Here is a 21,498-nt window from a genome sequence, read left to right as displayed (position 1 = left end):
ATGAATCTGATGAGAATCTCGCTATTTAAAATCACAATCATATTTAAAATCAAAAACTGGTTTTGGACCGCATATTGTATGGTGCGAGAGCTATTATCCACTCTTCTGCTGTGCGGTGTCTTATTCACCACTTCTTTTGCCATTGATGCCAAAAGTGACGAGCCAGTTTCACTGGAGTTTCAAGATGCTCCCGCCTCCGTGGTGTTGCAAGCACTGGCTGACTATCAGCAATTGAATTTAGTCATTGCATCAGATATTGGCGCGAATCTCAGCCTCCGGCTAGTGGATGTCCCTTGGGATCAAGCGCTTGCTATTGTTTTGCGTATGGCGCACCTGAAAGTCGAGCGAGAAGGGGCGGTTATGCTGATTTTCAGCGAACAGGATAGCGAGGAAAGGCGACTGCGGGCGGAACAAAAAACCGCGCCGGAATCGCTGAGTAATTTGAGTCTCGCCTTACAATATGCCGATGCCGCAGAAGTTGCAGACAGTTTGAGTCTGGCTGATGGTGGTCTGCTTTCTCCGCTGGGTAGCGTGGTGGTAGATAAACGTACAAATACATTATTAATTCGCGATACTCCCGCATCATTAGCATTATTAAAAAATTGGCTGGCAGAGATGGATTTGCCTTTGCAGCAAGTCCAGTTGGCCGCGCATATCTTGACCATCAGCCGCGAAAATTTGCAGGAACTGGGCGTACGTTGGGGGATGGGCGATACCAAACCCACCTCCTCGCTTCGAATGAGTGATTTTAATGTAAATTTGCCTCTGCCAAATAGTGCCGTCAGCGCCGGTTTTAATGTTGCCCGCATCGGAGGGCGGCTGCTGGAACTGGAGTTGAGCGCACTGGAACAGGAAAATCAGGTCGATATCATTGCCAGCCCTCGGTTGGTGACCTCTCATCAACAAACCGCCAGTATCAAGCAAGGTTCCGATATTCCGTATACTGTTTCGCAGGGTAAAAAAGGGGCGACCACGATTGAGTTTAAAGAAGCAGTGCTAGGGATGGAGGTCACGCCGAAAATACTGCGGAATGGCAAAATCACTTTAAACTTAAAAATCAGCCAAAATATGCCCGGAATGGCGATGAAACGCGGTGATAGTGAAACTTTATTAATAGATAAGCAGGAAATTCAAACTCAAATTACGGTAAATGATGGCGAAACGATTGTGTTAGGCGGGATTTTCCAGCAAAAAAGCAGTCACGGGCTTAATAAAGTCCCTATATTGGCCGATATTCCTTGGTTGGGTGGGCTGTTTAAACAGGATACCCGGCAACAAAATCGTCGGGAGTTAGTTATTTTCATCACCCCAAGGTTAATCAGTGCTTGAGTATTAGGAGGTGCTGATTGATGAAAATAGGTCAATCTTGGTGACTTTCTGCAACTTTTTGTGTGATTGGGGGCTTCTAAATTTGACGCTGCCTCGGATTTAGCTTACAAGGGTTACCGAATTGAGCTCCGAGGTTTTTTAATAACGTTGATACGCCGATAAAAACGTATGGTTTCCCTCCCACGACGTGTACAACGATTTATTCGGTTGCCAAACTACCAGAAGTGCTGAGATAATTTTCCGTCTGATCTCGCACTATCGCTCATGAGGTTTCAGTTTAGGTCCCGTTGCTAATTTGATTGGCGGGGCGGGTTATCATTAACGAATAGTCTTAGTAATACCAAAAACATGGCAGAGAAACGCAATATCTTTCTGGTTGGGCCTATGGGTGCCGGCAAAAGCACTATTGGTCGTCAGTTAGCTCAGCAACTCAATATGGAGTTTTTCGACTCTGATCAAGAAATTGAGCGACGTACCGGAGCTGACGTGGGCTGGGTATTCGACGTGGAAGGCGAAGAAGGTTTCCGCGATCGTGAAGAAAAAGTTATTAATGAACTGACGGAAAAACAAGGCATTGTGCTGGCAACCGGTGGCGGCTCTGTTAAATCCAGAGAAACCCGTAACCGTTTGTCAGCCCGTGGCGTTGTGGTGTACTTGGAAACCACTATCGAAAAGCAGTTGGCTCGTACGCAGCGCGACAAAAAACGTCCGTTGTTGCAGGTTGATTCGCCTCCGCGTGAAGTGTTAGAAGCACTGGCAAAAGAACGTAATCCGTTGTACGAAGAAATTGCAGATGTCACCATCCGCACTGACGATCAAAGCGCGAAAGTTGTTGCTAACCAGATTATCAACATGCTGGAAAGTAACTAATTTTAGCATTTTACTAATGCCCGCGGGCGTAAGTTAAGAAGGTTACTGGGCGCGACATGGAGAAGATTACTGTCACGTTAGGGGAGCGTAGCTACCCGATTACGATCGCTGCTGGATTATTCAATGATCCAGCCTCTTTTAAGCCGCTGAAGGCGGGTGACCAGGTTATGCTGGTAACCAACCAAACGCTAGCGCCACTCTATCTGGATTCGCTCCGGGCAGTGCTGGAGCAAGGCGGCATTAAAGTCGATCAGGTGATTTTACCTGATGGCGAGCAGTACAAATCTCTGAGCGTTCTGGAGCAGGTATTTTCTGCCCTTCTGGAAAAACCGCACGGTCGTGATACTACACTTGTTGCCCTGGGTGGTGGTGTAGTAGGCGACCTGACCGGTTTTGCCGCCGCTTGCTATCAGCGCGGTGTTCGCTTTATTCAAGTTCCTACTACTTTACTTTCTCAAGTGGATTCTTCTGTCGGTGGTAAAACCGCAGTGAATCATCCATTGGGTAAGAACATGATTGGTGCTTTCTACCAGCCCGCATCGGTGGTGGTTGACCTTAATTGTCTTAAAACCCTTCCTTCACGTGAGCTTGCTTCCGGGCTGGCTGAAGTTATCAAATACGGCATCATTCTTGACGCAGCTTTCTTTGCGTGGCTGGAAACCAATATCGACTCACTTCTTGCACTGGATATGTCGGCATTAGCCTACTGCATCCGTCGTTGCTGTGAATTGAAAGCCGATGTTGTTGCAGCCGATGAACGGGAAGAGAGCGGGATGCGCGCTTTACTCAATTTGGGTCATACTTATGGTCATGCCATTGAGGCCGAAATGGGTTATGGCGTCTGGCTGCACGGGGAAGCTGTTGCCGCCGGTATGATGATGGCCGCGCACACCTCCCGTCGATTGGGCCAGTTCTCCGTTGAAGATGTTGAGCGTATCAAGCAACTCCTGTTACGTGCCGGTCTGCCAGTCAGCGGGCCGCAGGAAATGACGCCAGAGTCCTATCTACCACACATGATGCGAGATAAAAAAGTGCTGGCCGGAGAGCTTCGTCTGGTTCTGCCAACTGCGATAGGTCAGTCAGAAATTCGTAGCGGCATTGCGCATGACATGGTGCTGGCGTCTATCGTTGATTGCCAGTTATAGAAAATGGCATAAGTACGATATTATACGGTTATCATATTCCTTTGCTGCGGGCGGTTTGGCCTGTTAGCAGTCAGTAAAATCAATCAGCCGGGCTGCAATGATAAATGCGGTAGGCTTTTGCCTCTAGTTGGAGGGTTTAGATGGATGATTTAAAGCCGGAAGACGATCTGAAACCAGATAGTAGTGACCGTCGCCCTACACGCGCCCGTAAGTCCTCGACTGGGCCTAAGCTGGCTGTTTCACGCCAACATATGATGATTGGTATCGGCATTTTAGTGCTGTTATTGATTATTATTGCCATCGGTTCAGCCCTGAAAGCGCCGACAGAGCACGAAGCATCACAACAAAATCCAAATGTGGATGCGGTGCGAAACATCAATCTGTCTGATTCATCCTCACTGACCAGCGGCAATAATACCCAACCAGGTGTGGCAAATAACACCACCGATGGTCATGATGCCAACGGCGTGAAGAACAACGCTCAGCCACAAGATATCAATGTTCCGCCGATTTCTCCGACACCAACCGAGGCCGCGCCGCAGTCTTCTGCCAATGCCCCTACTCAACGTGTTGAATTGCCGGGTAACATGTCTGATGCACTCTCTCAGACTCAGGGGCAGGTTGATACTTTGTCTCAGAACATGAACGATGGCCAGACATCCACATTGCCGACAGCGCCAGCAACAGTTTCGGGCTCGAAAGGGGTCAAAGCGCCAGCAGCACGGGAAACCATTACCCATCCGACGCAGAAACAGGCCACTGCCGCGACTAAGCAACCTGCTGTTAGTCATAAAAATCCGACTACGGCGGTGTCTCCAGCCGCTTCCGCAGGGGTGAAATCAGGCTCAACTGGTAGCAGCAGCGCATTGAAAAATGCTCCTGGCAGCCACTTTACGTTGCAATTGAGCAGTGCATCGCGTTCAGATACCTTGAATGCTTATGCCAAGCAGCAAAAATTATCTGACTATCATGTGTATGAAACTAAACGTGATGGTAAGCCTTGGTACATCCTGGTGAGTGGTAATTACGCCTCTTCTGCTGATGCAAAAAGGGCAATAGCCACATTACCCGCTGATGTTCAGGCGAAAAAACCGTGGGTTAAACCTGTACAACAAGTACAGCAAGACCTTAGAAAATAAATCATTCTTATTTGTGCGCTGATGTGCTGTCTGAAACAGAGTACAATCTGCGGCTCTGAATTATTAAGTAGCTAACTGACGGCATGAAGAAAAACCGCGCTTTTTTAAAATGGGCTGGTGGGAAATATCCGCTGGTTGATGACATTCGACGCCATCTGCCAGCGGGAGACTGCTTGATAGAGCCATTCGTCGGTGCGGGTTCGGTGTTCCTTAACACCGAGTATGAATCTTACATACTGGCCGATATCAACAGTGATCTGATCAACCTCTACAATATCGTGAAGGACCGCACTGATGACTTCGTGCGGGATGCTCGTGTTTTATTCACTGGCGATTTCAATAATTCCGAACAGTTTTACCAACTGCGTCAAGAGTTTAACGCCAGCACCGATGCCTATCGCCGTGCATTATTGTTTCTCTACTTGAATCGCCATTGTTATAACGGTCTGTGCCGTTATAATTTGAGCGGTGAATTCAATGTACCTTTTGGTCGTTACAAAAGACCTTATTTCCCGGAAAATGAGCTGTATTGGTTTGCTGAAAAATCGCAAAATGCCATTTTTGTTTGTGAGCACTATCAGGAAACTTTGCTAAAAGCTGTGCACGGGGCGGTGGTTTACTGCGACCCTCCGTATGCGCCATTATCAGCGACGGCTAATTTTACGGCATATCACACCAGTAACTTTGGTCTGGCGGATCAACAGAATCTGGCGCGTCTGGCTTACCAGTTGTCAGCAGAAAACAAGATCCCGGTTCTGATTTCTAATCACGACACAGAACTGACGCGCGATTGGTATCATCAGGCGTCACTGCATGTGGTCAAAGCGCGCCGCACTATCAGCCGGAATATCCTTGGCCGTAGTAAAGTGAATGAGCTTTTGGCGCTGTATAGCTGAGCGGGCTACCGCTCGGTAAAGATTCAAACCCCATGGTTTGTGAGAGAGAAAGCTTGCCACGCTGACGCCTCATAACACAAAGAGACACGTTTGGAGAAGCGGATGAAAAAGTTTTTAATTGCCCCGTCTATTCTGTCAGCAGATTTTGCCCGCCTGGGTGAGGATACCGCCAAGGTGCTCGCCGCCGGTGCTGATGTTGTGCATTTTGATGTGATGGACAATCATTACGTTCCTAATCTGACTATCGGGCCGATGGTGTGCCAGGCTCTGCGTGATTACGGTATTACTGCCCCTATTGATGTTCATCTGATGGTAAAACCGGTCGACCGTATTGTCCCGGATTTTGCCAAAGCAGGCGCCACCTATATTTCATTCCATCCTGAAGCCTCAGAACATGTTGACCGCACCCTGCAGCTCATCAAAGAGAATGGCTGTAAGGCGGGCTTGGTATTCAACCCAGCCACTCCGCTGAGCTATCTTGACTATGTGATGGATAAGCTGGATGTCATTTTGTTGATGTCGGTGAACCCCGGCTTCGGCGGTCAGTCCTTTATTCCTGAAACGCTGAACAAATTACGCCAGGTGCGTAAGTTGATTGATGACAGCGGTTATGACATTCGTTTGGAAGTGGATGGTGGCGTTAAAGTGGATAATATCCGCGATATCGCGGCAGCAGGTGCAGATATGTTTGTTGCCGGTTCGGCTATTTTCAATCAGCCAGATTATGCCGCAGTCATTGATGCCATGCGCAGTGAACTGGCGATGTCTGCCAATGATTAAGTTCGACTCTATCCGCGGTGTGGCTTTCGATCTCGATGGCACATTGGTTGATAGCGCTCCGGGGCTTGCCAGCGCGATTGATATGGCGCTGTCACATCAAAACTTGCCGGTTGCCGGTAAAGATTTGGTATCAACCTGGATTGGCAATGGCGCTGATGTGTTAGTCGAGCGTGCATTGCGCTGGGCTGGCCGCGAGCCAGATGCACAATCTGTGGCGCATACCCGTGAATTGTTTGATCACTATTACGCCCAGACGGTCGAGCAGGGAAGTCAGCTATTCCCGCAAGTGAAAGCGACATTGGAACAACTGGCGGCCAGTGGCCTGCCGATGGGCCTGATTACCAATAAGCCCACGCCATTTGTCGCGCCGCTGCTGAGGTCCTTGGGTATTGCCGATTATTTCTCCGTCATTATTGGCGGTGATGATGTAGTGGTGAAGAAACCGCATCCAGCTCCATTGTATTTATTGTTGGCCAAACTTGGCTTGCATGCCCATGAGATGCTGTTTGTAGGTGATTCACGTAATGACATTATGGCCGCACAGGCGGCGGGTTGTCCCTGTGTCGGGCTGACCTATGGATATAACTACGGTGAAGCTATTGCTACCAGTCATCCTGACTGTGTGCTGGAGCACTTTGCCTGTCTGTTGCCCGCCATCGGGCTACCATCTTTAAAAGATCAGGAAGTATAAAATGAGTAAACCCACTGAAATAAGTAAACCTATTGTATTTAGCGGCGCGCAGCCGTCCGGCGAATTGACTATTGGCAATTACATGGGTGCGCTGCGTCAGTGGGTACAGATGCAGGATGACTATGATTGCATCTATTGCATTGTTGACCTGCATGCAATCACTGCTCGTCAGGACCCAACGTTGCTACGTAAGAGAACGCTCGATACCCTGGCGCTGTATCTGGCTTGCGGTATTGATCCGCAGAAAAGCACCATTTTTGTTCAATCCCATGTGCCAGAACACTCTCAACTGGGCTGGGCGTTGAACTGCTACACCTATTTCGGCGAACTGAGCCGTATGACCCAGTTCAAAGATAAATCAGCCCGTTATGCTGAAAACATTAACGCCGGTTTGTTCGATTATCCGGTATTGATGGCGGCGGATATTTTGCTGTATCAGACTAACCAGGTACCGGTCGGTGAAGACCAGAAGCAACACCTGGAACTGAGCCGTGATATCGCCAGCCGATTCAATAATCTGTATGGCGATATTTTCAAAATCCCAGAGCCGTTTATTCCAAAAGCCGGTGCGCGGGTGATGTCGTTGCAGGATCCGACCAAAAAAATGTCCAAATCTGATGATAACCGCAATAACGTCATCGAATTATTGGAAGATCCTAAATCTGTGGTGAAAAAGATTAAACGCGCCATGACCGATTCTGATGAGCCAGCGGTCATCCGTTATGACACCGAGAAGAAAGCCGGTGTTTCTAACCTGCTGGATATCTTGTCAGGAGTGACAGGTCAGTCTATTGCTGAGTTGGAAGCGCAGTTTGCAGGCCAAATGTATGGTCATTTGAAAGGTGCAGTTGCCGATGCAGTTTCTGGCATGCTGAGCGAGCTTCAGGCGCGTTATCATCAATATCGCGGAGACGAGGCTTTCTTGCAGGAAGTGATGCGAGACGGTGCGGCTAAAGCGCGTGCTCGTGCGCAAGATACGCTGGCGAAAGTGTATGAAGCGATTGGTTTTGTTGCACATCCGTAAGTGAATCAATAAATCACCCGAAGGGGGAGCCTTCCCCCTTCTGACTCAAATTCAGCTTAACCCACTCTTTCAACTTGTTCCTTTATCCCAGCTTTGCCATGCTCCGCGCTGGAAAACCAATTCAGTTTTTCACGTAAGCTGACAACACTGCCGACAATAATCAGACTTGGGCTGCTGACTTGCTGAGAAAGCAGTGCCAACTGACTCAATTCGCCGCTTACCACCCGTTGATGCCGCGAGGTGCCATTCTCGACCAGAGCAACAGGGGTTGCCGCTGGCATGCCGTGTCGAATCAACTGCTGCTGAATCTCACCGGCCTGTGATAGGCCCATATAGAACACTAAAGTTTGCTTTTCTGCCGCCAGATTGGCCCAATCCAACTGACTGTCTTTCTTGGCGTGACCGGTAATCAGCCGCACACTTTGCGCGTGATCGCGGTGAGTCAGCGGAATGCCGCTGTAGGCTGAACAGCCAGATGCTGCGGTAATTCCCGGCACCACAGAGAATGGAATATTGTAGTCTGCCAGCGTTTCCAACTCTTCGCCGCCACGGCCAAAAATAAACGGATCGCCGCCTTTCAAACGCACCACGCGTTTCCCTTGCTGCGCCTGTTGCAGCAAAATCTGATTGATTTGATCCTGCGGTACGCTGTGGCGACCGGACTCTTTACCAACAAAAATTCGCTCGGCGTCGCGGCGCACTAAATTCATCACTTCATCGGACACCAGCCGGTCATATACCACCACGTCAGCTTGCTGAATCTGCTGTAAACCTTTCAATGTCAGCAAACCGGCATCCCCCGGCCCGGCTCCCACTAATACCACTTCGCCGCGATCAGACAGTGGCGCGTTGAACAGTTGTTCAACGTGTTGCTCGACTTGTACCTGATCCTCATTAGCCAGTGATTGCGCCAGACGGTCGTGGGTGAGCAGTTTTTCCCAGAAACGGCGACGGTCAGTCATCGCGGCAAAATGCTGTTTCACCCGCTGACGTAAGTGACCAGCCAACTGTGCCAATTGGCCCAAATGCTGTGGCAGCATAGCTTCCAGTTTTTCTCGCAGCAATCGTGCTAATACCGGTGCTTTTCCGCCAGAAGAGATAGCTATCATGATAGGAGAGCGGTCAATGATTGATGGCATAATAAAACTGGTGCGTTTCGGGTCATCAACCACATTGCAGAACACCCGCTGTTGGTTGGCGCTTTGATAGACCAACGCATTGACGGCCACCTGGTCAGTTGCTGCGATCACCAGCCACTTTTCTGCCAACAGTTCCGGTGCGAATTCGCCGCTGACTAATGAAAGCAGCCCCTGCTCCGCCCAATCGTGAAACTGCTCGGTAAATTCACAGGCATTGACGGTGACGGCGGCACCCGCATCAAGCAATAAGCGGGCTTTACGTTCGGCCACTTCACCACCACCGACCAGCAGGCAGGCTTTGTTTTGCAGTTGGCAGAAAATCGGGAAGTAGTCCATGGGCAATCCTTCAGGTTGAGGCCGCTAGGGGGTAAAACCAGCCCCTAAGAGCTGGTGAATTCGGGTATCTGACTGTTGGCTAAGTCAATTGAAGGGGAATCGTGCCGTTGGGGTCGTAGCGACGTAAGTCGCCGGAGCGCCCCTAGGTGCGGTAAACCCTTCACTCACTGGTTTGCCATTAACCTCGTATAACTCACTCTTTTACTGCTTGTGGTGCATTGACTACCGCAGGCTGTGGACGTTGCTCCCGTGGGGTGGCATACCAATAACCCAGACCCATAAATACCGCGCCTGACAGGGTATTCCCCAGTGTCACCCACAGCAGGTTATGACCGATGCCGCTCAGGGTGTAAGCTTCGCTGTGATGACCGAACCAGGACAAGGCGAACAGCGTCATATTGGCTATGGAGTGTTCGTAACCGGAGGCAATAAAGGCCAACAAGCACCACCAAATAGCGATAAATTTAGCTGCACCTTCTACCCGAATTGCCATCCAGATCGCCAGACAAACCAGCCAGTTACATAGTACACCCTTAAAGAATAAGGTCATAGCGGGCGCAGAGGTTTTTGCCAGCGCCGCGGTGTGCACCAAACTGGTATCCACTGACAGCAGGTTGCCGCCGCCGTAGTAATAAAGCAGGGCAACAAAAACAGAACCCAGCAAATTCCCCAGCCAGGTTTGTGGCAGTACAGCCCACATTTGACTGGATTTGATAGTGCCCGCCTTGACCCCAAAGGTCAGGAACATGGTGTGGCCGGTAAACAGCTCAGAGCCGGCGATAATCACCAAAGTCAGTGCCAGACCAAAGGTGGCTCCCATGACTAATGGGCGGTAAGCGGGGTCAATCAGATTGCCCAGGGTAAAAATCAGAATAATGCCAAGGCCGACATAAGCACCGGCCATCGCTGAACCAATCCAAAAGCCCAGCGGGCTTTCTTTCGCCAGTTTGACGATGCGGGCTGCGTTGGCCGCGCATTTGTTAATGGTGTCTGTATACATACTCTATCCCAGTCCCCTTGCTCTTGACGCTGCAGCGGTGTTCGCTGCACTCACCAACCCGAATCACTGACTGCCGTTGATCTCAAAATAAATAAGCTCATCGGGATTAGCTCGTTGGCTGCCTTGCTGCAACGCCAATATCTTTGGGGATGATTGATGTTATTTTTGTTAAGGATCCAGATTGACCGGATCCCACAGTTATCTATCACGCTTTGACTTGCACTATGCCGTCGCGAACCCGCGCATCAAAATGGGCAACCGAGCGCGTTTCATCTTCCAGACAGAAGCCATCATGTAGGCGAAAATGTTGTTTTTTCAGTGGGCTGGCCACCCACAACTCACCTTGATGTTCTGCAATTAATCCGCGTGAGAGCACGCTGGCCTGAGCGAAGGGGTCGATGTTGCTAATGGCAAACACCTGTTCATCCGCATAAGGCCGGAATACCGCGACTTGATGCTCACCAATCAGGCCACATACGCCGCTACCGGGCAAAATATCGGTTAATGGGCAAAGTGGAATCCACTGGCTCATAAGTTATCCTCCAGTTCCAGCACCCGAACAGGGATGCGTTCATCCGGACGGGCCGGGCGATGTTGTTCACGTTCAGGCACTACTTGTACATTCGGGTCACGTAGCGGGCTGTTGATAAAGTGGGCGAAACGGACTTGCGCCGCTGGGTTTTCGACGGTGACTTTCCATTCGCAGGTGACTTTATCGCGCAGGCGGGCAATATCCGCTTCTAGCTGGTCGTTAATGCCCAGTTTGTCATCGAGAATGACGGCGCGTAGATAGTTAATGCCACCTTCCAGACTTTCCAGCCACACCGAGGTGCGTTGCAATTTATCGGCGGTGCGGATGTAGAACATCATAAAGCGGTCGAGATAGCGCATCAGGGTTTCTTCATCCAGATCCGCTGCCAGTAAGTCCGCATGACGTGGTTTCATCCCGCCGTTACCGCAGACATACAGGTTCCAGCCGTTTTCGGTGGCGATAATCCCGACATCTTTACCCTGTGCTTCTGAACACTCGCGGGTACAGCCGGAAACACCAAATTTCATTTTGTGTGGGGTACGGATGCCCTTGTAGCGGTGTTCCAGTGCGACACCGAAGCCGACGCTATCGCCAACCCCAAAGCGGCACCAGGTGCTACCGACACAGGTTTTTGCCATACGCAGTGCTTTGGCATAGGCGTGCCCGGTTTCAAAACCCGCTTCAATCAACTGCGCCCAGATAGCCGGGAGATCGTCTTTTTGTGCGCCAAACATCCCGACACGCTGTGAGCCGGTCAGTTTGGTGTAGAGATTATATTGTTTGGCAATGCGGCCAATGGCCAGCAGACCATCAGGCGTGATTTCCCCACCCGGTGAGCGCGGGATAACCGAGTAAGTGCCGTCTTTTTGGATATTGCCGAGGAAATTGTCGTTGGTATCCTGCAACGGGGTGTGTTGCGGCTCCAATATATATTCATTCCAGCAGGATGCCAGCAGTGAACCCACCGTCGGTTTACACACTTCACAGCCATAACCTTTGCCATATTTTTCCAGCAAGGCGTCAAAGCTTTTAATTCCTTCGACCCGGATCAGGTGATATAGCTCTTGACGTGAATAGGCGAAGTGCTCACACAAATGGTGATTAACTTCAATGCCTTGCTTGCTTAGCTCGGCATTCAACACTTGGGTTACCAGGGGAATACAGCCGCCGCAACCGGTGCCGGCTTTCGTCGCCGATTTAAGTGCTGCTACGGTATGGCAACCTTGGCCGATGGCTTGAATAATGTCGCCTTTGGTGACATCAAAACAAGAGCAGATTTGTGCGGTATCCGGCAGAGAATCAACCCCCATCGCTGGTTTACTGCCCGCATGGGCTGGCAAAATCAGGCTGTCGGGGTTTTCCGGTAGCTCAATATTATTCAGTGCCAATTGCAGCAGATTGCCGTAATCGCTGGTATCACCCACCAGCACCGCCCCGAGCAGTTTTTTGTTGTCGGCGCTGACCACCAGACGCTTGTAAATCTCTTTACTTTCATCGAGATAAACATAGCTGCGTGCGCCTTCAGTGCGGCCATGGGCATCACCAATCCCGCCGACATCGACACCGAGGAGCTTGAGCTTGGCGCTCATGTCCGCGCCCTGGAAGGCATTTTCGCGCCCCAGTAGATGGTCAGCGGTCACCTGAGCCATTTTGTAACCCGGTGCGACCAGCCCGAAAGTCCGCTCTTGCCATGATGCACACTCGCCAATGGCGTACACATCCGGGTCGGAAGTTTGGCAATAATCATTGATAGCAATACCACCACGGCGCGCTGTGGCTAAACCGCATTGGTGAGCCAGTTTGTCTTGTGGGCGGATGCCGGTGGAGAAGACGATAAAATCGACTTCCAACTGGGTGCCATCGGCAAACAGCATGGTTTTGCGGCTGTTTTGCCCAGTATGGACGATTTCTTGCGTATTTTTGCCGGTGTGAACTCTGACGCCCATGCGCTCAATCTTCTGGCGCAGTTGGTCACCGCCCATAGGGTCAAGCTGTTCTGCCATTAATACCGGAGCAAACTCAATGACATGGGTTTCCACGCCGAGGCTTTTCAGTGCGCCTGCGGCTTCCAACCCTAACAATCCGCCACCAATGACTGCCCCGCGTTTACTGCGACGGGTACATGCTTCGATGGCATTTAAATCTTCAATGGTGCGGTAAACAAAGCAGTCTTGCCCTTCGCTACCTTTAATCGGCGGGATCCACGGATAGGAGCCGGTCGCCATAATCAGCTTGTCGTAATATAGGGTACGACCGCTGTTGGAGTGGATGACTTTTTCTTTGCGGTTAATGGTAATGGCGCGTTCGCCAACCAGCACTTTGACACCGTGCTTTTCATAAAAACCTTCGCGAACTAACGACAGTTCTTCCGCAGTGTGGTGGGAGAAGTAAGAAGAAAGATGAACCCGGTCATAAGCGATGCGTGGTTCTTCGCAAAAGACGGTTATCTCAAATTGGTCTTTATCTGCTTTATCTAATAAGTCTTCAATAAAGCGGTGGCCGACCATACCGTTGCCGATGATGGCAAGTTTGACTTTGCTCATTTTTGCCTCAATTTTTAATTTTCTACCCTCACCTTAATCTTCCGTACAGCGCACTTATTGATGTAAATCAATTTGCCATTCATATACCTCTAAGGTGGTAGATGGCTGATTTTTAACGTTTTTTATAAGTTGCGGATTTTACTCATCTTTAGCTGAATGGTTTCAGTTTTGCTTTTTTTATTCTTTAAATTGAAACGGTGTTTTATTAAAAGAAAATCGAGCGAGTGGCTGTGGGTCGGGTAAGCTAAAGCGTAATAACGAAAGCAATAATGGAGTCATCTATGGCGGGCCAATCTTTAACGAATCATTTATTAGGCACAATTAATAATGTCCGCCTTAGCGGACAAACGGGGCTGTGGCAGATAGCTATTGCCGAGGGCAAAATCACCGCGATTGTGCCGCAGCCGGAGCAGCCAGTAACCGGTGAGGGGGTATTGGATGCCCAAGGTGGGCTGGCATTGCCGCCGTTTGTTGAGCCGCATATTCATCTGGATACCACGCAAACTGCCGGGCAGCCAAGTTGGAATCAATCCGGCACCTTGTTTGAGGGCATTGAGCGCTGGGCTGAGCGTAAGGCCTTACTGACCCGAGACGATGTTAAGCAGCGCGCCTGGCAAACCCTGAAATGGCAAATAGCCAACGGCATCCAGCATGTTCGCACTCATGTTGATGTTTCGGACCCCAGCCTGACGGTTTTAAGTGCCATGTTGGAAGTCAAAGAGGAGGTCAGCCCGTGGGTGGATATGCAGATTGTGGCCTTCCCGCAAGAAGGCATTCTTTCCTATCCTGATGGTGCCGCACTTTTGGAAGAGGCGCTGCGACTGGGTGCTGATGTGGTTGGCGCTATTCCTCATTTTGAATTTACCCGCGAATATGGCGTTGAATCGCTACATATTGCCTTTGCATTAGCGCAAAAATATCAGCGGCTGGTGGATGTTCATTGTGATGAGATTGATGATGAGCAGTCGCGCTTTGTCGAAACAGTGGCGGCATTGGCGCACCGGGAGAACATGGGCGCGCGGGTTACCGCCAGCCATACCACGGCGATGCACTCTTATAATGGTGCTTATGCCTCTCGGTTATTCCGCTTGCTGAAAATGTCCGGTATTAACTTTGTTGCCAATCCGCTGGTGAATATTCATCTGCAAGGGCGCTTTGACACTTATCCTAAGCGGCGGGGCATTACGCGGGTGAAAGAGATGCTGGCGGCACAAATTAATGTCTGTTTTGGTCATGATGATGTGTTCGACCCGTGGTATCCGCTAGGCACCGCCAATATGTTGCAGGTATTGCATATGGGGTTACATATCTGCCAGTTGATGGGATACAGCCAAATCAATGATGGATTGAATTTGATAACCACCCACAGTGCCAGAACCCTGAATTTATCAGATTATGGTGTGCAGCCGGGTAACAGTGCCAACCTGATTATTCTGCCAGCAGAAAACGGTTTTGATGCGGTGCGGCGGCAAGTGCCGGTGCATTATTCCATTCGCCACGGCGTGGTGATAGCGAAGACGCAACCAGCAGAGAGCTGGATTTATCTCGGTCAGAAAGAGCGGGTAGATTTTAAATAAATGGAATTGCCCTGCACCGACGTGGTGGCAGGGCAATCAAACAGCTAAATCAATGAGTCACGTGGCCGTGGCTGCGGTGCTTGGTGAAGAAGCCCAGAATCAGACACATCACAAACACAGTCAGGTACAAGCCGTTGGCGGTTGCCAGCGCGGCATGAACACCACTGTTCGCCACAATCGGGCCAGTGACCACGAAGGTCAACATGGTGCCGACAGTGCCGCAGGTCAGAATGAAGTTCACCAGTTTTGGTGAAGACACTTTGGTTTGCAGCGAACCCAATGTAATCAATGTGGTGTAAATGGCACTAGAGACAAAGCCCAACGCCAGAATGTAGTAGCTCAGGTGTTCTGGATTATCGGTGCTGACAAACATGTACATCGCCAATGTTGCCAGCGCCGCTAACACGGTGACGATGCGTTGCAGGTCAAAGAAGCGCAGGATAAAGCTGAATACCCACATCCCAATCATATAGGAAATCCAGAAGTTACTGACCAATTGACCAGCCTGACTGATATCCATGTTGAAGGTTTTGGTGGCGTATTCCGGCACCCACTGAATGAATCCGAGTTGGCCCAGGATATAACACAGTGCGGCAATTGCCAGGAACAGCACGCCGACACCCCATTTCTCTTTCACCACAGGTTTGCTTTGATCGGTGGCTTTATGGCCCAGAACCGGGAATTCAGAGCACAGTGTCAGCACGAAAATACCGACATACAACAAGCCGATGCAGGCATAGACCCAGTACCATTCAATATGGCGGGCCAGCAGCATCGCTGCGGCGACCGGGAAAATCATCCCCGCCATGCTGAAGAATGAGTCGGTGAACAGCAGGCGTGACCCGCGCTGACGTCCTTCATACATGTGGGTGATCAGGAAAGTACCTATCGACATGGTTATCCCGCTGACGACGCCGAGAATAAACATGCTGATGGAGAACACCATCAAGTTATGACCAACCATTAATCCGGCAATAGCGATTAACATCAGAATGAAACCAAACACTAACTGACGTTTTAATGGAATGATTTCCATCAACCAGGCATTCAGGAAGATAGAGATCAAGATACCGGCATTAAGGAAAGTGAATGTGTTACTCATACTGGCAATAGGCAGATTGAAATACTCTGCGATATTTCCCATCACCATCCCGGTGACAATAACTAATGCACCGGTCAGCGCGTATGAAAAGTAACTGATCCAAGTGAGTCGAAGGCGATTGCTGTTATTCATAGATGGGGCCTGTGTCAGCATAATGTTAAGTCAATAATAGTAAGAGCATGTATAAAAAGCGCTCAAACCATTTCAGCACTGAGGCGGCGGATCCTAGCACAGGCATAGTGCGTTTTTGTGATTTACATTCAATTTTTAATGCAATGAGTGGGGCGCGATTGCGAAAAACAGTGAGGTGTCACAATTTGTAGCAGCGAGTCATTGATAAATATTCTGAATATGACAGGAGATGAGGATATTTTTGAGTCTGTTTTCACACCAGGAAAGAGTGGCAGGCAGATACATGTTAATCAACGCAGAGTTTACATAAATGCTATTTTTTAGGCGGCATAACTGACTCGCGCATAATAATCGCAGGTGGGAAACTGGCACTGGGAATCAATGGGTTAATAAGCAGTTGAGTGGCATATCGCGCCATTTCTACAATGGGGAAATGCAAGCTGGTTAAGGCTGGGCTGACAAACGGGGCACGTTCGCCACTGTCATAGCAAAGTAATGAAATATCCTGCGGGACTTGCAAATGATGCTTATTGATAGCGAGCAGGGCACCAATAGCCATTTCTTCGTTACAACAATATATGGCGGTGGGGTGCTGTGGTCGTTTGAGGATCTCATCTGCACGTTGATAACCGCTTTCCAGGTCATAAACCCCTTCCACACAAGCCACCGGCTCTAAACCGGCCAATTGCATCGCATCAATAAAGCCCTGACGCCGCAATTCACTGGAATGGCGTTGCGCGGAACCACTGATACAAGCAATGTGGCGATGGCCGGCATCAATAAGTACCTGTGTTGCCATTTGGCTGGCGCGACGGTGATCAAAGGTGACACAGCGGGCTTCCAGGCCGGGAACCAGTCTATCCAATAAGACAAATGAACGACCTGCTGCCGCTAACTGATGCAGCCTTTCATCACTGAGAAAGCGCACATGCAGGATTAATCCATCGCAACGTAAGTTATACAGGCGCTGAATAGCTTGCCATTCCTTATCTGCGTTATCCCGCCCCTGAGTGACTAATAGCTGTTTACCCTGAGATTCGGCTTCAGTTTGGACGAAATCCATCAACGCCCCAAAAAAGCCACCACGATACGATGTGGTCACTAACCCCAGCGTATTACTTTGGCTGGAGGCCAGTGCCCGTGCGGCAGGGTTCGGGGTGTAGCCCAAAACTGCGACCGCTTGTTCGACTTTTTCACGCGTTTGCGCTTTAACATTAGTATCACCGTTGACCACGCGGGATACCGTAGCGCGGGAAACCCCGGCTAATACCGCGACGTCTTCCAGTGTGACCATTGCTGACTCCAATCCCCTTCATACTTGAAGTTGCAGGGGGCGCTGCAACTTCAATGACGTAGAGTATAAAATGAATGAATGTTACAAATCTGCGAACTGCGGCAAGTAAAGTTTATTGACCTGTAGAACATCGTCCAATAGTGGCTGAGCAATGCTGGCGTTGCCAATCAGTGGGTTGGTCACTAATGCCAACAAAGCACTACGGCGATCGCCGTGCACTGCTGCTTCAATTGTCAGACGTTCATAGGCTTTGACTTGCTGGGTTAGCCCATGCATGGAAACTGGCAAAGGTCCAAATGTGAGTGGGTGTGCACCTTGCGCATCAACTATACAGTTGGTTTCTACCACCGAACCATCAGACAAACCACGAATCGCACCACGGTTTGTCGTATTCACAACTAGTTGCGTGCCTAAATTATTATAAATTGCACGAATAAGTTCCAGTGCTACTTCTGAATAAAATGATCCGCCGCGGAAACTCAGTTGCTCAGGTTTGCTGTCCAGATGTGGGTCAGCGTACAGATCAAACAACTCTTTTTCTACCTGCATCACCTGCTCTGCACGGGTGCCGCGTTCAGCCGCTGCGGCCATTTCCTCTGCCAACATATCTTGTGTCTGGTAGAAATAGCGATGATAAGGGCAAGGAATTGCGCCCATTGCTCGCAGGAACTCCGGTGGCCATGGTGCTTCTTTGATGTTGTTCATGGTCAGTGACGCGCCATTGCACAACATCTCCAGCACCTCTTTAGTGATATTTTTACCCTGTTGGAGTACCTCATGCACCCATACCATATGATTTAGCCCGGCAAAACGCAGTTGGATATCTTCATAAGGCGCATTCAGTAACTTTGCAATCATATGGTGCATGCTGATTGGGACATTACACAGACCGATAATTTTCGCTTTGCTATAGCGGGTTACCGCTTCGGTGACGATACCGGCTGGATTGGTAAAGTTGATTATCCAGGCATCCGGTGCCAGTTTTTCAACTTTCGCGGCAATATCTAGCATAACCGGAATGGTACGCAGCGCTTTGGCAAAACCGCCGACCCCCGTGGTCTCCTGCCCGAGTAAGTTATATTTCAAACCTAAGCGCTCATCTGCCGCCCGTGCCGGGAGTTGGCCAACACGAAATTGTGTCAGAACAAAACTGGCACCTTCGATGGCGGTATCCAGTGAGAAGTGAACACTAACTTTCACTTGTTCCAACCCATGGCGATCCAGCATCCTGCGGGTCAGAGCGGCAATAATCTCTACTTTTTGACGGCCTGGCTCGACATCAGCCAGTGCCAGCTCAGTGACTGGCAGTTGGTCAATGCGCTGAATTAATCCATCAACCAGCTCAGGGGTATAACTACTGCCGCCGCCAACAATGGCAATTTTAAAGGTTTTCATATTTGGCTTCCAAGTGAGTAAATTATAAATGAGAGCGCTCTCATTTGAGGAAAGACTAACGATTAACCAAAAACAAAATGGGATGCTGCTCTCAAAAATGGCAGCCTAAGAGTAAGAAAATAAGCAAGACGTGATCCCGGTTGCAGAATTTCGGCATTGCCTGAGATTGGGTAGATGGTTTAGTTTGGCTAATTAATCTCTATTGCGTGGTTCAGCGGCCTAAGTGATTGGCTTTCTGCGAAAATGCGTATTCTGTTACGTAAATAACCGTAAATGGGTGGCATTGCGCGGGGTAGCTCTCTAGAATCAAAGCGCTTTTCCGTTGTTCGCATCCCACAGAAAGGAACCGTCAATGTTCAAACGTACTTTAGTGACCTTCATCGCACTTTGCTCCCTAAGCGCAGTCGCACCCGCGGCTTTAGCTGCCGGTGAACCTCATGTGTTGTTAACAACCTCGGTTGGGAATATTGAGTTGGAACTCAATAGCCAGAAGGCACCGGTTTCAACACAGAATTTCGTTGATTACGTCAACAACGGCTATTACAACAACACGATTTTCCACCGCGTTATCCCCGGTTTTATGATTCAGGGCGGGGGCTTTACTGCCGATTTCAAACAAAAGACGGCTAAAACACCGATCAAAAATGAAGCCGATAATGGCTTGCGTAACCTGCGAGGCACCATTTCTATGGCCCGCACCGCAGATAAAGACAGCGCCACCAGCCAATTTTTCCTCAACGTAGCAGACAATGCTTTCCTCGATCATGGTCAGCGTGACTTTGGCTATGCCGTGTTCGGTAAAGTGGTCAAGGGCATGGATGTGGTCGAGAAAATCTCACAGGTTCAGACAGAAAACGTCGGGCCATACCAGAATGTGCCGGTGAAACCGATCACTATTTTGTCCGCGAAAGTTTTACCTTAATGATTTAGCTGTCAGCCTTCTTCCCTGAAGGCTGATAAACCCTGCTAACATCCCATCCTCGCCAGAAATTAATCCTTTTGCCTGACCAGGTTGCATATAATCAATTATCTGTCTCAGTTGAGGGTAACGGTTTATGAGTGAAGCATTGCTTATTGCGAAGGCGCAGCCAGCGCAGGATTTAGTGATTTTATCGGCATTGGCAAACCGCCATGGCTTGATTACCGGCGCGACTGGCACTGGTAAAACTGTCACCTTACAAAAAATGGCTGAGCAATTTTCTCGTATCGGTGTGCCGGTATTTCTGGCTGATGTGAAAGGCGATTTATCCGGTATTGGTGCTGAAGGTGTTGCGTCGGAAAAGCTGCAAGCACGACTGGCAGCTATTGGGGTGACTGACTGGCAACCCCAAGCATGCCCGATTGTGCCCTGGGACATTTTCGCTGAAAAAGGTCACCCAATCCGGGCAACTATTTCCGATCTTGGCCCGTTGCTGCTGGGGCGTTTGCTTGATCTCAATGAAGTGCAAAGTGGTGTGTTGCAATTGGTATTTAAAATTGCGGATGACAACAACCTACTACTGCTGGACATGAAAGACTTACGCGCCATCGTGCAATTCGTTGGCGATAATGCAAAACAGTTCCGCACTCAATACGGCAATATTACACCCGCCTCGATTGGCGCTATCCAGCGCGGTTTACTGACTTTAGAAGAGCAGGGCGCTAATCAATTTTTTGGCGAGCCGATGTTGGACATTCACGACTTGATGCGAACTGACAGCAATGGGCAAGGGGTTATCAATCTGCTGGCCGCTGATCGACTGATTAATCAACCAAAACTGTATGCCATTTTTCTGCTGTGGTTGCTAGCTGAACTTTTTGAGCAATTACCTGAAGTTGGCGATGTCGATAAACCTAAATTGGTCTTTTTCTTTGATGAGGCCCATTTACTGTTTACTGATGCCCCAACTGCGCTGGTGGATAAAGTTGAACAAGTGGTGCGGCTGATTCGCTCAAAAGGGGTTGGCATCTATTTCGTGACGCAAAATCCATTGGATATTCCTGATAAAATTCTCGGCCAATTGGGCAACCGCGTGCAGCATGCTCTACGTGCTTTTACTCCACGGGATCAAAAGGCGGTTAAATCTGCGGCGCAAACCATGCGCGCCAACCCGGCATTCAGCGCCGAACAGGTGATTACCGAGCTGGGTGTTGGCGAAGCACTTATTTCCTTTCTTGATGAGAAAGGGCGGCCCAATATCGTTGAGCGCGCTATGGTGATTGCCCCTCAATCAAAAATGGGCGCACTGGACACCGCAACACGTAATCACGCTATCAATCATTCACCACTGTATGGCCGTTATGAAGAGATGGTGGATCGCGAGTCGGCTTATGAGAAATTATCCGCCGGCGGTTCTTCCACCTTGGGAGATGCGGCTCCAGGTGGCGCGACAGCACCACAGCAGCAGAGTAGTCAGGGCGGCGGTTTGATGGATGGGCTGAATGATTTGCTATTTGGTTCTACTGGCCCGCGCGGCGGCAAGCGTGATGGTATTGTTCAAACCGCGGCTAAAAGTATGGCACGCGATCTGGGGCGACAAATTTTGCGTGGTGTTCTGGGGTCAATTACTGGTGGGCGCAAGCGCTAACCTGATT

Annotated in this window: 18 protein-coding genes; 11 read left to right on the top strand and 7 right to left on the bottom strand. The window is 49.7% G+C overall.

What is annotated here, in order from left to right; all coding sequences use genetic code 11:
- The first annotated feature begins 9 nt into the window (after window positions 1–9).
- From hofQ to trpS, 8 genes are all read left to right on the top strand, one after another.
- Window positions 10–1,329, top strand: a complete 1,320-nt coding sequence (gene hofQ, locus HU019_RS04820) for a DNA uptake porin HofQ (RefSeq protein WP_174847951.1) — start codon at window positions 10–12, stop codon at window positions 1,327–1,329.
- A gap of 348 nt (window positions 1,330–1,677) precedes the next feature.
- On the top strand, window positions 1,678–2,199 hold the full coding sequence (gene aroK, locus HU019_RS04815) for a shikimate kinase AroK (protein ID WP_004391482.1): 522 nt from the start codon (window positions 1,678–1,680) through the stop codon (window positions 2,197–2,199).
- Between the two features lie 56 nt (window positions 2,200–2,255).
- On the top strand, window positions 2,256–3,344 hold the full coding sequence (gene aroB / locus HU019_RS04810) for a 3-dehydroquinate synthase (protein ID WP_174847950.1): 1,089 nt from the start codon (window positions 2,256–2,258) through the stop codon (window positions 3,342–3,344).
- Between the two features lie 140 nt (window positions 3,345–3,484).
- On the top strand, window positions 3,485–4,483 hold the full coding sequence (locus tag HU019_RS04805) for an SPOR domain-containing protein (protein WP_174847949.1): 999 nt from the start codon (window positions 3,485–3,487) through the stop codon (window positions 4,481–4,483).
- 83 nt (window positions 4,484–4,566) lie between these two features.
- Window positions 4,567–5,379 carry an adenine-specific DNA-methyltransferase gene (gene dam / locus HU019_RS04800; protein ID WP_005174698.1) on the top strand — a complete coding sequence of 271 codons (813 nt, stop codon included), beginning with the start codon at window positions 4,567–4,569 and terminating at the stop codon, window positions 5,377–5,379.
- Window positions 5,380–5,481: 102 nt separating this feature from the next.
- On the top strand, window positions 5,482–6,159 hold the full coding sequence (gene rpe, locus HU019_RS04795) for a ribulose-phosphate 3-epimerase (RefSeq protein WP_174847948.1): 678 nt from the start codon (window positions 5,482–5,484) through the stop codon (window positions 6,157–6,159).
- On the top strand, window positions 6,152–6,850 hold the full coding sequence (locus HU019_RS04790) for a phosphoglycolate phosphatase (protein WP_174847947.1): 699 nt from the start codon (window positions 6,152–6,154) through the stop codon (window positions 6,848–6,850). The genes rpe and HU019_RS04790 overlap by 8 nt, the downstream gene beginning before the upstream one ends.
- A gap of 1 nt (window position 6,851) precedes the next feature.
- Window positions 6,852–7,874, top strand: coding sequence for a tryptophan--tRNA ligase (trpS, locus tag HU019_RS04785; protein ID WP_174847946.1), 1,023 nt, complete (start codon window positions 6,852–6,854; stop codon window positions 7,872–7,874).
- Window positions 7,875–7,930: 56 nt separating this feature from the next.
- On the opposite strand, the gene cysG is transcribed toward trpS, so the two are convergent.
- The 4 genes from cysG to nirB all read right to left on the bottom strand — a co-directional run bounded on the left by cysG (window position 7,931) and on the right by nirB (window position 13,424).
- Window positions 7,931–9,349 carry a siroheme synthase CysG gene (gene cysG / locus HU019_RS04780; protein WP_174847945.1) on the bottom strand — a complete coding sequence of 473 codons (1,419 nt, stop codon included), beginning with the start codon at window positions 9,347–9,349 and terminating at the stop codon, window positions 7,931–7,933.
- 193 nt (window positions 9,350–9,542) lie between these two features.
- Window positions 9,543–10,349 carry a nitrite transporter NirC gene (gene nirC, locus HU019_RS04775; protein ID WP_174847944.1) on the bottom strand — a complete coding sequence of 269 codons (807 nt, stop codon included), beginning with the start codon at window positions 10,347–10,349 and terminating at the stop codon, window positions 9,543–9,545.
- A gap of 205 nt (window positions 10,350–10,554) precedes the next feature.
- A complete protein-coding gene (gene nirD, locus HU019_RS04770; RefSeq protein WP_174847943.1) occupies window positions 10,555–10,881 on the bottom strand; it encodes a nitrite reductase small subunit NirD in 327 nt (108 codons plus the stop codon).
- The gene (nirB, locus tag HU019_RS04765; RefSeq protein ID WP_174847942.1) at window positions 10,878–13,424 is read right to left on the bottom strand and encodes a nitrite reductase large subunit NirB; all 2,547 of its coding nucleotides are present in this window, start codon (window positions 13,422–13,424) and stop codon (window positions 10,878–10,880) included. The genes nirD and nirB overlap by 4 nt, the downstream gene beginning before the upstream one ends.
- A 281-nt stretch (window positions 13,425–13,705) precedes the next feature.
- Here nirB and HU019_RS04760 point away from each other — a divergent pair, with 281 nt between their 5' ends.
- Window positions 13,706–15,001: a cytosine deaminase gene (locus HU019_RS04760; RefSeq protein ID WP_174847941.1), complete on the top strand. Its 1,296-nt coding sequence runs from the start codon at window positions 13,706–13,708 to the stop codon at window positions 14,999–15,001.
- A 49-nt stretch (window positions 15,002–15,050) separates the two neighbouring features.
- Here HU019_RS04760 and tsgA read toward each other — a convergent pair whose 3' ends face one another.
- The 3 genes from tsgA to HU019_RS04745 form a co-directional block, all read right to left on the bottom strand.
- The gene (gene tsgA, locus HU019_RS04755; protein ID WP_174847940.1) at window positions 15,051–16,235 is read right to left on the bottom strand and encodes an MFS transporter TsgA; all 1,185 of its coding nucleotides are present in this window, start codon (window positions 16,233–16,235) and stop codon (window positions 15,051–15,053) included.
- A gap of 313 nt (window positions 16,236–16,548) precedes the next feature.
- Window positions 16,549–17,529 (bottom strand): LacI family DNA-binding transcriptional regulator, encoded by a 981-nt coding sequence (locus HU019_RS04750; protein WP_050160232.1) that lies wholly within the window; start codon window positions 17,527–17,529, stop codon window positions 16,549–16,551.
- 81 nt (window positions 17,530–17,610) lie between these two features.
- On the bottom strand, window positions 17,611–18,924 hold the full coding sequence (locus HU019_RS04745) for a 6-phospho-beta-glucosidase (RefSeq protein WP_174847939.1): 1,314 nt from the start codon (window positions 18,922–18,924) through the stop codon (window positions 17,611–17,613).
- A 352-nt stretch (window positions 18,925–19,276) separates the two neighbouring features.
- On the opposite strand from HU019_RS04745, the gene ppiA reads away from it, so the two are divergent.
- Entirely contained in the window at window positions 19,277–19,846 is a 570-nt protein-coding gene (ppiA, locus tag HU019_RS04740) for a peptidylprolyl isomerase A (RefSeq protein ID WP_025376626.1), read from the top strand.
- A gap of 133 nt (window positions 19,847–19,979) precedes the next feature.
- Window positions 19,980–21,491: a helicase HerA-like domain-containing protein gene (locus HU019_RS04735; protein ID WP_174847938.1), complete on the top strand. Its 1,512-nt coding sequence runs from the start codon at window positions 19,980–19,982 to the stop codon at window positions 21,489–21,491.
- Window positions 21,492–21,498 lie beyond the last annotated feature (7 nt).

Source organism: Yersinia artesiana (assembly GCF_902726545.1).
Taxonomy (GTDB): Bacteria; Pseudomonadota; Gammaproteobacteria; order Enterobacterales; family Enterobacteriaceae; genus Yersinia; species Yersinia artesiana.
The sequence above is the reverse complement of the archived record's forward strand: the minus strand, read 5'-3'. Positions and strand labels throughout refer to the sequence as shown.